This window comes from Flavobacterium sp. YJ01, assembly GCF_029320955.1.
Classification (GTDB): Bacteria; Bacteroidota; Bacteroidia; order Flavobacteriales; family Flavobacteriaceae; genus Flavobacterium.
Window position 1 is genome coordinate 267,173 of record NZ_CP119757.1, and the last position, 14,677, is coordinate 281,849.

Here is a 14,677-nt window from a genome sequence, read left to right on the forward strand (position 1 = left end):
AGACTTTTAAACAAAAACAAACAGTAATAATTATATAGATTTTAATATTTAAAACAATAAGAATTCAAGCATAAAAAAACATATTTTGCAATATTTTACTATAAAAAATATATTATTCTCATTGAGACAAACAAAATAAATGGGGCGCAGAAAAAAAAATCCCGCTGTTGAACAGCGGGATTTTTTGTTAAATATTTGATTAATTAGGTAATCTTTACAGAAGTAATTTTCATCAATTTTTTATCAAAGCCTTCATTTTCGATTATGGACTTATTACGAACTTTAGTTTTATAGGCATAAATTGAATTGACTGAATAACCTAAAATTTGCGCAATTTTCTCATTGTGTTTGATCCCTAAACGGATCAAGGCAAAAATTCTCAGCTCTTTATTAAGAATCTGCCCTTCTTTTAGCTTTATCTGCTCCCCGGGTTTCATGAGCGAATTGAATTCAGTAATAAAATCTGGAAACAGATTGATAAAAGCTGTATCAAAATTATTGAGCAGTTTATCCTTTTCCTTCTTCAAATCATATCTTGATATTCTGTATTTTGCTTTAGCATAATCTCCTGAATCAATATCCCTTTCTATGTAAGATGTAAATTCATTAAACTTTTCAAAAATATCATCATATTCCGTAAAGAAAAAACCAATATATTCTTCATTAATCTTATTAGCTTCTGAAAGACGATTGTTAATCAATTCAATTTGGCTGTTACGCGCCTTTATTTCTTCGTTTACAACAACAAGCTGTTTATTTACATTCTGCAGATCTGTATGCGCAACTGCAATTATCTTTTTTGCTTTTTGAATTTTCCTGAATTGCATAAAAGTAAGGATTAAAAAGCAGATTACAATTACTGAAAAAACAATTGCACCTATATATTGATAGTAGAGCCTCTTTTTTTCTCTTTCAATATTCTGGACTATTTCTTCTTCAATGTGTGGCAGGATCGCTCCTACTTGTAGTTTTCTCTGCTGTGCCCCGTAAAAAACAGCATCATCATATGCTTTTTTCACTAGCGAAGATGCACTCTGCAGATTCTTTTTTCTAAACAAGAGCTCTGATAGCTTTATTATAGCCAGTGATTCTTTTGTTGATATACGAATATCTGAAATAACGGCTTTGCTGTAATAATCAATTGCACGATCTACCCTGCCCGACTCATTGCAGATCTCCCCCAGCATATAATTTAATAAGGCTTCATCCCTATCGCTAACGTCAGAATTAAGAAGGGAGAGAAAGCCTTTTTCAGCAGAAGCTAAATCACCATCCTTATATTCATTAAAAAATTTTAAAAATGAATTGAAAAAAGTGCCTTCATCTGTTAAATTTAAAGCCTTAATCCTGCACTTCTTAGCAAGCTGGTTATACTTTTTACTAAAGATTGGAATACTGCTGTATTCTGCCATATCGCTATAGCATCTACCTAACAGACCATAATATAAAGATCCGTTTTCATTGTTTATCTCTTCGGGTTTAATCAAAAGCAGATAATCCAACCCTTCTTTATACATACCCGCAGAAACACTGATATTGGCCAAATTAATATTGGCCTTCATCAAATAAGATTTATCGTTAATTTTTTCTGATAGCCCTTTAATTTTTAAAGCATAATCAAAAGCAGAATCTCTTTTAAAAAGTACATACTGGTCAAAAAGCTGCTGGTTCAAATCTAATAACTTGTGGCGATCATCTTTAATCAGTTCAAGCTTATCTTTTAAGTCCTGAATGGTCTTTCTCTTGCTTTTATCATAGATGCTCGAGGAGTCTATTACCTGATCTAGCCTTTTTAACAACTGCTCGCTTTGTCCATAAAAACTGCTTGGATATAATAATAGAATCGAGACTAAAACCAAACTCAAGCAAAACCTCAGTTTAAAGCGTAGAAAAGATTTTTCTGTAAAAAATTGCTGAATCATACTTTACATTAGTGATTTTAAATTATAAACATTTTTTATTCAGGCAACAAAAAGTTTACTGGCACATCTAACATTCATACATATATTACTAATCTAATTCTTTAATCATAATATTACGAAACCATACATTGTTTCCATGATCCTGCAAAGCAATTTTTCCTTTATTGAATGTGCCAAAATCCGGCCAATCTGCAAATTTGCTTCCCGATACGTTTTTTTTGAAATTATCATCCCAAAGAACAGTCTCTACCACTGTAACTCCATTAAGAATAAGTGTTAATTTTCCTTTCCTGCTGAGAATTTCGGCAGTATTCCATTCTCCAGCCTGTTTGACAGGCTCTGATCTGCTTTGAACCAAATCATACAAATCTCCTGCTCGATGCTTAAGAATTTTTGCGTCCGGATGGCCCTCATTATCTAAAATCTGCATTTCGAGTCCGGTACTATAAGTATTTTGGTATTCTACAGGATTCTCATTTACATAAAAAATTATGCCGCTGTTCCCGTTCTGGGCTATTTTCCAATCCAATTTTAGATGAAAATCCCTGAATTCAGCATCCGTTACTAAGTCCCCGCCCTGACCATTGTTTGCTTCTTTTGAATCAAAATGCAATATGCCATCTGCCGTCTTCCATGCTTTTCCAGCCGATTTTTTTCCATAGGAATGCCAGCCCTTTGTCGATTTGCCGTCAAAAAGGGGCTTGAAACTTTTCTGTGCCTGTATCGTTTGCAGTCCAAACAAAATAACTAATGAAACTATAATTTTTTTCATTTCAATATTTTTATTAATCAGTTAAAACTATTCTTATATTGTAACAGGCGGGAGAGAAACCAAATCTTTCAAAAAAGTAAAATTAAAATTTTATTCTGCGCAAACAAGATATAGCCAATTATAAAATTTTCAGCCATTATTTATGTTTTTCCAATTACTGAAACAAAAGCCTGCTAATTCGAGATCAATGTGCTTTACAACCATATTCGTCTTTGCGTTTCTTTCACATGCAACTCCATCTAATTGTACTATTAAATAGATTGCTCGGCATTACTCTTTTAACTATAATCTATTTTGTTTATTTGCAACTTGTTATTTATAAAATACAGAAAAAAAGTAAAATAAAGCGAAAACCGCCCCAAGACAGCAGGCGGTTTAAGGCTGTTATTAAAATCATGCTAATTCTGCAAAATCAGATTTTGAGTGACACCATCCAAACAGTCAACCTTTATCAAGTATATTCCAGACGTTGCACCCGTAATATTGAATTCGAAATTTTGGACTTCTTCCGAGAAAACTATATTTCGCTTTTGTAAAACCGCACCATTCAGATTAAAAATATAAACAGTCGCTTTTGCTGATTTTGGACGTTTAATTTGAATTGAAAACAAGCCTGAAGTTGGATTGGGATAAACAACCATTTCATTTTGAACAATTGAAACTTCATTGCCAACTAAAGATACCGGTTTATTGCTTAGGGAGTTTTTTTGTAATATTATACTATTTTGATCCACCTTTTGTACTGTTAAGAGTTCCGTTGCAAGGTTAACTGTAATGTTATAAACACCTGCTTCCGCAATATTCCACTTTGTATCAGTCCCGTCAACACGGTATCGCGCAGCAGTAAGAAAGTCAGCATTAACAGCGTCAGAATACAGCCAGTTCCCATCCTCCCAATTATTGGAAATAAAATCTGTTCCCAATTTTGCATGAATTTTGATCTCACCTGCGTTTAATGCACCTGTAAAAGTCCATATATTCGAGTCTGGTGCCGTTCTGGCCAAGTCAGTAGTAATATCACCTTCAGGTCTGATCCAAGTCCCTCATGGGGAACCGGGACCAACTAAAGTAAGGTGATCATAATCCAACCTCTTCACTGATAAGAGTCCCTTTGTCAGATCGACTGTAATTTTATACAGTCCGGCTTGCGCAACATTCCATTTATAATCGTTGCTGCTGTCAATTATGTACTCTGCAGCAGTTCTGAAATCAGCATTATTGCTTTTCGCCTGAAGCCAAGAACCGTCAAGCCAGTTGTCGGCTATAAAATCCGATCCGATTTTTGCATGAATTTTAACCTGGCCTACCTTCAACATCCCTGTAAAAGTCCAGATGTTCGAATTAGGACACGTTTGTATAAAGTCGGTGTTTATATCTCCTTCTGGTTTGTTCCAGCTTCCAATTGGAGATCCGGGTCCTGATAAAGTCATATAATCAAAATATCTTCTCTGTACGGCTATCTTGTTTGCATTAAGATCAACAGTTACTATATAGTACCCAGATTCTTCAATATTCCATTTAAAATCATTGCTGTCATCAATAAGGTATTCTGTCTGAGTTAGAAAATCGGCATTTGCCGATTTTGCCTGAAGCCAGGATCCGTCAAGCCAGTTGCCTGCAATAAAATCAGATCCTAATTTTACATGGATCTTAATCTCTCCAGCATTTAAATTCCCCTTAAAAAGCCAGATGTTTGAATTTGGGGCAGTTTCTGCAAAATCTGTGCTTGAATCTCCTTCGGGCGTGGCCCAATTTCCAATAGAGGATCCCGGGCCTACAAGGGTCATGTAATCATAGTCTATTTTTTTTACATCTAAGCTCTTCTCACGCAAATTTACTTTTATATTATAAAGCCCCGCAGCCGCAACATTCCATTTATTGTCGGCGCCTCCTACCACATATTCATTGGCGGTCAGAAAATTTGCATTACTGTTTTTTGCTTGTAGCCATGAACCGCTAGTCCAGCTGCCTGAAGCAAAACCGCCTGCTTTCGCATGGATTTTAATCTCCCCCAAGTTTAAATATCCTGTAAATGTCCAAACGTCAGAGCCAAAGGCACTTTCTTTAAAATCGGTTGCACCAGTACCTTCGGGTTTCGTCCAGTTGCCTGTTGGTGATGCTGGACCGACTAAAGTGAGGTGATCGAAAATAGGTTCTAAAGTCCATAACTGCGAACTATCGCCGGTGCTGCTTGATTGTACTACAATTCCCCTTGCTGCATCCATTTCAAGAGCTTTGGTACTATTGGAGTTTATGATTTTATAATAACCGTTTCCATCAGGAACCATATCCCATTTCTGGCTGTTTAATCCTAAATACTGCCATGTGTGAATTTTTGCACCGTTATTAACAGACTGTTCAACAACATCAAAAGATTTTTTATCGGACAATGATGTAATGCTGTACTCCTTATTTTTTTCAAAGGTAAAAAGCCATTTTTGATCAGATTTATCCCAATCAAGAGTATTTGTCGTCAGTGAATCTCTTAAGGTATTGTAAGCTATTGTTTTACCATTCGCTTTTGATTTAATAAAATAATTGTTTCCTGATAAAATATCTGGCTGAGGATTTATTGGTACAACTTTCAAAATCACGCAGCCGTGTGCAGGCACGTTTACACTATAGGAAGACATGCTTCCTAAATTCGTATGAGTCCAAAGATCCCTTACCGATGCATTGCCTGAAAACCCCAGAGAAGAATTGAAATCCAAACTGCGGTTCTTAGCTACGTTCTCTCTATTAAAAAAACCAATAATCCAATCTCCGTTAGACATTTGTCCAGCCCAAACCTGACTCGATTCATTTGTTGGGTCGTTCGTAAATAATGGTTTCCCAACAAAGCCATCTTTATTTAAAGCTAACATTTCTTCATTTTGATAATAAGAAATATCTTGTCCTATCGAATTATACTGATCCACTATAGATAAAGGGCCTCCAGCCATTAAAGGTAACGAGATTACCGTTTTTTTTTCATTGTCATTGGCCATTGAATTTAATCTAATGAAATCTCCATCCAGAATTAATTTCTTTCGTCCCGAGATAAATGACCAATAGGTGTATCCATCAAAAGTATTATAATATTGAGACCACCAGCTATGACGGATGCCCCGATCTAAATTATTAAATCTGTTCCACCCTCCATCTCCAAGATCTTCGTTAATTCGAATCATGTGTCCGTATTTATTCTCAGAAACAGCATTATCCTGTAATTCTGGCATCACCAGACTCAGAAAAATTTTATTTTCATCGCATGCTTCGCGAATCCATCTTAATGCTTTTTCATAATCTTGGGTTGATCTTGCCGGACCGTACGTGGAGTCTCCTTTGTCGGCCCCCGTTTGGAACCAGGCTAAAAAATCAATCCTTAAATAACTGACACCCATATCGGCATAATATTGTACATAACCTTTAATGTACTGTTCAGCCCCAGGATTATTAACCTGAACCCAGTTAAATATTTTTTCCTGACCTTCAATTGGGTTCAGAAGCGTTGATAAGGGAATATTTGTACCTTTAATTTTAACTCCCGCATCAGCTGCCTTTTTATTTATCCACAAAGGGTTATTATACATGCCTAATGTCATTCCACGGGCTTTTAAATAATCTGCCCAATATTTATAGTCATGTATCCAATTCGAGGAATGTGTTGTTCTGTAACCATCTTGGTTATAGTTTGAGTCATCTCCCCATCCATCTATACAAATCATATTGTATCCATATGACTTAAGATTTTCATTCATCCAATCAATATTTTTTTTCCATTCATCTTCAGGGATATAATCGTTTTTAGTAAGATTATATTCATACGGATTCCAATACAAGGGAGCCTTATATGGATTGATTTGCGAAAATCCTTTTTCTACAGACAGTAGCAAGGATAAAATTAGCAATAAAATTAAAACAGGTGTTTTCTTCATTTTGGTTGGTTTAGAGGTTAGTAAGCAGTTTTAAACAAGAACATTTCAGAATATATTCCCTAAAATTTATGAGAAAATATTCCTGCTGTTTTTTGTGGTTAGTAAAGTGAGACAATTTAGTGCACATCTACCTCTCCTATTATCAAGTAACATACTGTTATTCAACAATAAAGAAAGTAACAGAAATACAGTTCTCTTAATTGTATATACAAAAGAATCAAAAAATAAATGAGGGAGTACAGAGTTTTAAAAACGTATAGAAAATACATCAACAAATAAATCTTAAAACATGATATACCAATCAGTTAAAAGAAAAATATGCTCATATATATATAGAAATATTTCTATTGAAGTTATCCGTAGTAATAGGTTCCAAATGACATTTATTGCCTGCTAAAACCAAATATAAAATTATTCCTGCCATCAATCAGCCACATAATTTAGCGGCAATGAGTAAATAGAAAATATAAAAAAAAATTATGTATGGTGAAATAATAGATCATCACGAATTGGATTTGATATTTTAACGATTATCGTCAAATTTTGACCTGAATAATTATAGAATTATATTTTAAATTTACTTTAAACAAAACCTAATTTCTTGTATAAAATTTGAAATTCAATTTTTTCAAAAATTAGCTAGAATTGGTTCTTTTCATACATTATAAATTTTCACCTTTTAACATTTAACCTCTATGATACATACAAACCGCTTCTCAATAAAAACCAAGAATAATTATCTTACAAATTCACTTGAAAATAGGCCAATTTCTTTAAATCATTCATAAAATGGTTTGTAAATTGTTCAGTAAGGGTCACTCAGCCAGATGGCGCCAATTGAAGACAATTGGCGCCATTTTTATATTTACACTACTAAATACGCTGGCTTTCAACCTTTTTTGTTTTTATTTTCATTCTTTAAAAAAATAGGCAAATTGCTTCAATATACATTTTAATATAAAAAACTGCACAGATAGTCGATTTATAATTGGATAAGTTAACAGGATTCGAACCACTGAATTAAGAAAAATTATAACTTATAATTTCTATTTTTTCTAGTTACTCTTTAATTTGCAGAATTAAAATCTCATTCTAAAGTGGTCTGATATTTCAAAATTACTTGAATTTCCAGCCCTCAATTTTTTCTAATATCATTGCTGCTTGACTGAAGCAAAAAATTATTTTACTCACTCTTTGTAATAAAGGGTAAAAATACGCGGCTCGAAACCGAACTTTATTTCTAAATTTAAACAGCGCATTAGAAAACGTTCTTTAAAAAATCATATTCAGTTTTATACATCAAAAGCATTCTTAAAATTTTATTAGTGAGCAATAATAATTTAAAAGCAGAAGTTATGAAAATTGGAATTATAGGCATCAGCAGTCTTACGCTGAATTTAGCAGGCAGGGCCGCACAGGCCGGTTATGAGGTTACGATAAACAATCCCAGGGGCGGAAGTCTTATAAAAGAGGTTGTCAAAAAAATGGGATCTTAGGCCAGAATCGGAACAATTGAGCAGGCGGCAGATTCTGAAATAGTAATTCTATTTATTCCAAAGGAAGATTTAGAAAGTGTTATAAAATCGCTTCCAGACATGTCTGGAAAAATTATAGTGCATACCAGCGGCCTTATTTTTGATCCGCATTTGCTGCTGTCAGGAATCACAAATGCCATGACCTATAAAATAACAGCTTCACTTCTTCCAAAGGCACATATTGTGAAATTGTTCAATCCTATTGATATTGGAACCAAAAAGCTGACTTCTTGGAAAGAATCAAAAGAAAACATTTTTTTCATAACTGATCATGCAGAATGTAAAAACCAGATAAGAATTTTTCTAACAAAGATTCATTACCATCCTTTTGATCTTACAACAAGATTTCAGCTGCAGGATAAAAGATCAAGCCTAAACGGCTTTTACAATCCTTTATCATTAAAGCCATTTAAAAACAATTATAATTAGGATAAATCTCTCGAAGAAAAATAATGAGAAATGGGTACTTGCCGTAGCAAGTGCCCATTTCTAAAACTGTTTTGTACAATTTGTTTACGGCATAAAGTATCAATTCCCTAAACTTCACATTCGGCATGCAAAATAAACCTTCTTTAAATCCATGCAAAAAAATAAAATAGACCTGAGCACAATTTCTCAAAACAGCCTTGGAAAAGTTTAGATTTTAACCAAGTCTTCTGTATTTTTGCAAATAAATACGTACTACAGATATCCCGCTTACATTAATTCCAAATTTTCAGCATCGTATCCATTTTTTCAGATTCTCCGTATTATATAAAAAAGTATTTCCTCTTCAAGTTCTCTACATAAATTTTCAGATTCTATTGTTTGGCAGAAACACTTATTGGGACTATTTATTAATTTCTTATTATTCTTTATGCTTCTGCAATAGGTATTACAGATCAGCTTAAACCGTTGATCAGCTGCATACATATTCTTCATTTCTTTAAAATGTTCAGCAAACTTAAGATTATATAATTCATCCGGCAGATACATAAATTCTATTGGGTTAAAGAAAAAAGGCTATGAAAATTTTACCGGTTCTAAAACTTCCTTAAGGTACGAAATATAAAACAGATAAAAGTAGTCAAGTTTATTTAATTCACTTTTCAATAACTGAGACTATTATAAACTAATAAACAAAAAAAATCAATTTTTAATCAGTTTAGGATGCTTCCATGAGCCGTTCAAAGCTTCTTCTTTTGGCCAATACAATCGCATTATCAGAGCAAAATCACCTTTTGGAGCTGGAAGCCAATTAGATTCCTTATCTTTTCCTGGAGAATCTGCTTGAATATAAAACGTAAATCCTCCGTCAGCATCTTTTTTAAACTGCCCAAGCATTGTTGAATTTAACAGATAGCGATTAAGCCGATTTGCAACAAGAAGACTTGCCGGCTGGTCGTACATTGTAAGGGACCAGAATGAATTGACTGGAGGAAGCTGTCCTGGAGGCAATTTGAAAGTGTACTTATTTTTACCATTTAATTTTTCGCCATTCGAATCAACATAATAAGATGGATACACTGCCTCTTCTATTGAATTTCCATAAATACCTAAAAACGCTCCGCTCATCCTAAAAAGATAATTATTTTTAAGAAATTCTCTCGTTCCAAAAGCGTCTCCTGACGAAAGCTCACCCGTTACGATCCTTTTCTTTAACTCAGCTATTTCAAGCCATGCGTCTTTTATTCCCTCGTTCATGGCATTTTTAACATCAGCGCTTAAACTGTCAGGATTGAAAGCTTTACCTTCTTGAACTCCAATTTTTGCAAATCGAGCTCTTAAGTCCTTTTCGGAAGCATTTACGGGGCAAAATTGTAAAGCAAAATTTAGATTATTAAAAAACTCCAATGATTTTTTTTGTTCTTCCGGAGAAAGCGGTTTTATAAAATCAATTGGTTTTGCCTGCACTGGAGCTGCTTTGCCTAAAAACGCTGAAAGCGTTTTAACATCATACTTTTTCTGTATTGCTTCAACATTTTTTAAATCACCTGGATTAAAAAGCTGTGTTCGGATTATTCCTAAAGCAATTTCTGTTTCGCACGGAATAACTTTATCAATCCCTTTGGGTTTTTCTCCCTTCCAATTAGGGCCGGAAAGCATATAAACGCCTCCATTATTTCCCGTTGTGCGGCTTCCCAAATAGGCAAAATTAAAAGTATACAAATCAATTAGCTGCAGGCTCCAGTACCTGTTTTTTTCAATTGGAGGTATCACAAAAACAATAGGTTCGCTTCTTAAATCTAATCCAATCCAAGAATAAGGCGTATCTGAGTTGGGAGTTTGAACCGCTTTATCTTCTGAGGTAAAAACTCTGGGAACATTACGAATCTTATTCCACGGAGCTTTGTATTCTGGATTTTGTTTATCTACAAAATATGCATATTGAATCCTGCTGTTATCTACAATAGGAAATCCGTAAATATAAGCCTCCTTGGTAATTTCCCTAATCTCTTTTAGATCAATATTACTTGCATCGGCAGCTGCTATACTAGTCTGACCTTCTTTACCTTCTTTTTTACAGCATACAAAAACCATTGTAGCAGCTGCTAAAACAAAAATTAATATTTTATTTTTCATAATTCTTCTTTTTGGAATTGCTATTGGAAGTTTAATTTACTTTTTCAATTGCTGGAGGCGACCATGTACCGTTCAGGGCAGATTCTTTTGGCCCATAAATTCGGGCCATTAGATAAAATTCTTCTGCAGGCGCTGGAAGCCAATTTGACTCTAGAGATTTATCCGGTTTTTGGTTTTGGATATAAATTGTCAAGCCTCCGTCTTTATCATAAACCAATCCTTCAGTAGTTGAATTAATCAGGAATCTATTGATTGGATTTTTAATTAGATATCCTCCTGTGCCATCTGCACTTTTATCATACATAGTTATGGACCAAAAATATTTTGCAGGCGGAATTTCATCTTTAGAAAAATGAATTTTATACTTGTTTGTTTTTCCGTTTAAAGTCTGCCCTTCTTTATCATTGTAAACAACAGGATAAAAAGCTTCAATTTTATCATTTCCATAGATTCCAACCATAACAGCGGCAGCGCGCAAAAGATGGTCTTTTTTGTAGAATTCTCTATTTCCGAAAGGATCCATCATATTCCATCCATTTTTCTGCTCGCTGATATGAGCGGCTTTTTCCTTAATTGCCGTTATTCCTTCCTGAACACCATCATTAATGGCTTTGAGGGTTTCTTCGTTTAGCTGTGAAGAATCAAAATCGGCTCCCGCTTTTATTCCAATTTTTTCAAATTTTGCAAGATCCTCGACATCTTCTTTATTGAAAGGTTTAACCAAGTCCAGATAGACATTCATATATTTAATGAAATTTGCATCTTCTATGTCTTTTGGATTGAAGGCAATCCAATTAATTTCAGATGCTTTTTTCGGAGATGCAGTGCCTAAAAATTGGCTCAATGAAGTAACTTTATACTTATCCTGAATCTGGATAACATTTGCTAAATCTTTGCTGCCCAATAGCTGGGTCCTTCCAATGCCAATTGCAAGCTGGCTCTCTACATTAAAAACCTTTTTAAATTTTCCTTTTGGTATTTCTCCTTTATAATCCGGACCGACAAACTGAAAGGGATTACATTTGTGACACAAAACCTAAATCTCATACAGTAATTCATAAAGCCAAAAAAAGACAATTCTGCCTTAAGTATAACAATCTATTCAAATCCTTCATAATAATTGTAAAATTGTATTGTAGATCAATACCGCAGACAAATTGAGTTTTCATAATTTTTTGCATCAATCCCCAACAGGACATCTAAACCAAATTTACAAAGCCAATGGAAGACAGACCATTACATATAGAAAGCCAATCTCTTCAAATCATCCAAAAATGATGTTGTAATTTGTCCTGTCCCCGTCACAAAAAGAGATAACTATATAATAGTTATCTCTTTTTTTTATGCGCAAATTTGTAGATTTTCAAGCCTTTACGACCTAATTTTTTGCGATTGGATTTTTATCTATTTTCTAATTATATATTATAATCAATTGCAAAATTTTATATTCCTAAAGAAATGTATTTGTAATTTTAGAAAGAAAATGGGTTCATAGATTTTTTTATAGCTTCCAAATAAAAGTACTTCATCAATTTCAGGAAAATTAATAGCAAGAAAGGGTTTTAATAAATCATCTTTCATTACCTTATTATCAATTCTCTTTTAATGGTTTTATCAAAAGCACAACCGCATTCTATTAAAATTTTGTCTTCATAGTCTTTATATTCACTAAAACTATTAGGTTTTAAAGTACGTGCTTTATTAAAAATATCTTTAGCATACCCATAACGGTATTTATAATTGTTGTAAGTATTTAGATTCTCAATAATAGGATGCATTAAATCATAATAATTTTTATAATCAATAAACTGTTCATTAGTCAACACTTCCAAGAGTTCATTTGTAATATTAACATTGTAAACTGAAAAATCATATAAACCTTCAGGTTTTGGCCTTTCTTTTATATTATTCATAATTTCAGCTTTACTTTGTAAAAGTATCTTTTTAATATTTTCATCATTAGTTTTTGCAGCAATTAAATATTGCTTTAACTGATTTATTTTTAAATCAAATGGATTAATTTTGATTTTAATTCTCTCCATTAGCTCATTCTCTTGGCTCTTTGAAAAATTCTCTGTTGAGAACTTAACCTGATTAACTAAAGTATTTAAAACTAACAATGTATCTTTTGGACAATTATATTCGAAAGCTTGATAATTGTTTTTATATAATTATTAAGATTCTCTAAATGAAGATTGTCACGCTTTAAGTCAACACTGCTTCTTTCTTTGTATTTTTCAAGTGAACCATATTTAAAATTAATATAATCAGAAGTTTCTTTTTTTTCTTCTTTATCAATTATATAACTGACATTCCTGTCAGTTATAAGCGGATTTAAATATTTACCATAAAGAGAAAATGTATCAGAAAAATAAACTATAAAAAACTCTTTTTTATCTTTATTAAATTCTATTATATTTTGAATAACAGGACTATTTTCAAAGAATCTTGAATCTATATTATTCATAAAGCAATACAAACGTCCAACATAAAATACTAAAAAGTATTCTTTATTCTGTACTAATTTAGCTTTATTATCTTTGTCAAATTCTACCTTAAAAATTGGAAAAACCTGAGCTTTTTTAAACAATTCTTCTTTATTCTCAATTGGTTGTATTTTGGGCAAAATACTACTACCTTTTGAATCTCTATTTATTCTTTCAAATATCAGTTCTTTTTGAACATCTGTTTGTGCATACATAAAAGCATTTACCTGAAAAAAAGCGAGTGCTAAAATTATTTTTTTTATCATGGTTTTTGTTTTATGGCTCATATTCTTAGGCTGCTGTTCAACTGAAGCTAAAAATTTGATTTGTTTACTTTACTAAGCTATCATAATCTTAATTCTTCGCTTTTACCCCTAAGCCATATTTAGGATTAGATACTTCTTTTCCGTTTTCATGATAAATCAAAGGATATGTTTCAAAAATCGCCTTTTCTTTAGGAATTATTACATAGTAACTTCCATCCCCATAATTATTAAGCAATTCAAGAAAATAGTAAGATTTTACAGATTTCGCAGCATCAAAAATTTCTCTGCTTACAGTTGGTTTTTGAGGCATAGAGTGTACCACCTTTTTATCTTTTAAAAAAAGTAAAATTGCCGTACTATCTGATTCCCAAGTATAATCAATCTCCTTAGGTAATTCAATTCCCAGTTGTTTTTCTGCCATGTCATTTAAATAAATTGCCATGATAACAAGCAAAGAATCCCATTCGAAACAATTAAGATCATCTTTGAAGCTGATCACTTCACCAATCTTATTTTCTTCATTCACTTGCGTAGATAGTTTTTGTTTCATTTTTACCAAACATTCGGGATCATTTTGAGCTGTGCATAAAAATGTAAACAAAAAAAATAGCAATAAATAATATGTAAAACCTAATTTAGAATTAATTATCATCATGATTCTGTGAAGTTATCTTTTATATCAAAGTTTATTTAATTTTTTAATTTTATGTTGTGAGAGGCAAAAATGCCTTATTAAAAACCCACTTTATCGTACACGACAATATTTTCTTTAAGCAGATGTTTTTTTAATTCCTTCCAAGTATGATTTCTTAAACTAGATGCTGGTATCAGTTTTGTTGCATTCTCCATTTTTATTTCTAATGAAATTGCTGTTTTTGGAGGTTGTACTATCGATATACTTTTAATTGCATTAAAATCTATTTCAGTTTCTTTCCAAAACCAAAAAGGGTTTTTACAGATAATTTTACTTTCTGTCAAAATAAAATAGTTCATGGAAAATGTGAAAATTAAAAATAAAACAAAAAAAACGGGAAAACCGATCAAACCTGCAACGGCGTGACCGTCTAATAAATTTTTCACAAAAAACGAGCAGACAAAAACAAAAAAAAGCATAAGCAATATTCCCATAAAAGAGGTTAAGTAATTTCCTGTATATATGTTATTTTGTTTTGTAATTTCCATAGATTAATTCTGTTTATACCGTGCTTTTAAATTTG

General features: G+C 32.6%; 12 protein-coding genes and 1 pseudogene. 2 read left to right on the plus strand and 11 right to left on the minus strand.

What is annotated here, in order from left to right; all coding sequences use genetic code 11:
* Positions 1–203 precede the first annotated feature (203 nt).
* The 4 genes from P0R33_RS01255 to P0R33_RS01270 form a co-directional block, all read right to left on the minus strand.
* The gene (locus P0R33_RS01255) at positions 204–1,922 is read right to left on the minus strand and encodes a DUF6377 domain-containing protein (protein ID WP_179003760.1); all 1,719 of its coding nucleotides are present in this window, start codon (positions 1,920–1,922) and stop codon (positions 204–206) included.
* A gap of 88 nt (positions 1,923–2,010) precedes the next feature.
* A complete protein-coding gene (locus tag P0R33_RS01260; RefSeq protein ID WP_276173716.1) occupies positions 2,011–2,694 on the minus strand; it encodes a DUF1080 domain-containing protein in 684 nt (227 codons plus the stop codon).
* A gap of 398 nt (positions 2,695–3,092) precedes the next feature.
* Positions 3,093–3,617 (minus strand): T9SS type A sorting domain-containing protein, encoded by a 525-nt coding sequence (locus P0R33_RS01265; protein WP_276173718.1) that lies wholly within the window; start codon positions 3,615–3,617, stop codon positions 3,093–3,095.
* A 120-nt stretch (positions 3,618–3,737) separates the two neighbouring features.
* Positions 3,738–6,611 (minus strand): RICIN domain-containing protein, encoded by a 2,874-nt coding sequence (locus P0R33_RS01270; protein WP_276173720.1) that lies wholly within the window; start codon positions 6,609–6,611, stop codon positions 3,738–3,740.
* A gap of 1,325 nt (positions 6,612–7,936) precedes the next feature.
* On the opposite strand from P0R33_RS01270, the gene P0R33_RS01275 reads away from it, so the two are divergent.
* Both P0R33_RS01275 and P0R33_RS01280 read left to right on the plus strand, forming a co-directional pair.
* The gene (locus P0R33_RS01275) at positions 7,937–8,107 is read left to right on the plus strand and encodes a hypothetical protein (RefSeq protein ID WP_276173722.1); all 171 of its coding nucleotides are present in this window, start codon (positions 7,937–7,939) and stop codon (positions 8,105–8,107) included.
* Between the two features lie 99 nt (positions 8,108–8,206).
* Positions 8,207–8,575 (plus strand): hypothetical protein, encoded by a 369-nt coding sequence (locus tag P0R33_RS01280; RefSeq protein WP_276173724.1) that lies wholly within the window; start codon positions 8,207–8,209, stop codon positions 8,573–8,575.
* A 699-nt stretch (positions 8,576–9,274) separates the two neighbouring features.
* Here the strand turns inward: P0R33_RS01280 and P0R33_RS01285 are convergent.
* The 7 genes and pseudogenes from P0R33_RS01285 to P0R33_RS01315 all read right to left on the minus strand — a co-directional run bounded on the left by P0R33_RS01285 (position 9,275) and on the right by P0R33_RS01315 (position 14,642).
* A complete protein-coding gene (locus P0R33_RS01285) occupies positions 9,275–10,708 on the minus strand; it encodes a DUF1254 domain-containing protein (RefSeq protein WP_276173726.1) in 1,434 nt (477 codons plus the stop codon).
* Between the two features lie 31 nt (positions 10,709–10,739).
* Entirely contained in the window at positions 10,740–11,552 is an 813-nt protein-coding gene (locus P0R33_RS01290) for a DUF1214 domain-containing protein (protein ID WP_276175681.1), read from the minus strand.
* Positions 11,553–11,615: 63 nt separating this feature from the next.
* Positions 11,616–11,741 (minus strand): annotated as a pseudogene (locus P0R33_RS01295) (hypothetical protein); the annotation flags it as partial.
* 547 nt (positions 11,742–12,288) lie between these two features.
* Entirely contained in the window at positions 12,289–12,750 is a 462-nt protein-coding gene (locus P0R33_RS01300) for a hypothetical protein (RefSeq protein ID WP_276173728.1), read from the minus strand.
* Positions 12,751–12,821: 71 nt separating this feature from the next.
* Positions 12,822–13,460 carry a hypothetical protein gene (locus P0R33_RS01305; RefSeq protein ID WP_276173730.1) on the minus strand — a complete coding sequence of 213 codons (639 nt, stop codon included), beginning with the start codon at positions 13,458–13,460 and terminating at the stop codon, positions 12,822–12,824.
* Between the two features lie 88 nt (positions 13,461–13,548).
* Positions 13,549–14,010, minus strand: coding sequence for a hypothetical protein (locus tag P0R33_RS01310; protein WP_276173732.1), 462 nt, complete (start codon positions 14,008–14,010; stop codon positions 13,549–13,551).
* A 182-nt stretch (positions 14,011–14,192) separates the two neighbouring features.
* Entirely contained in the window at positions 14,193–14,642 is a 450-nt protein-coding gene (locus tag P0R33_RS01315) for a hypothetical protein (protein WP_276173734.1), read from the minus strand.
* Positions 14,643–14,677: the final 35 nt, after the last annotated feature.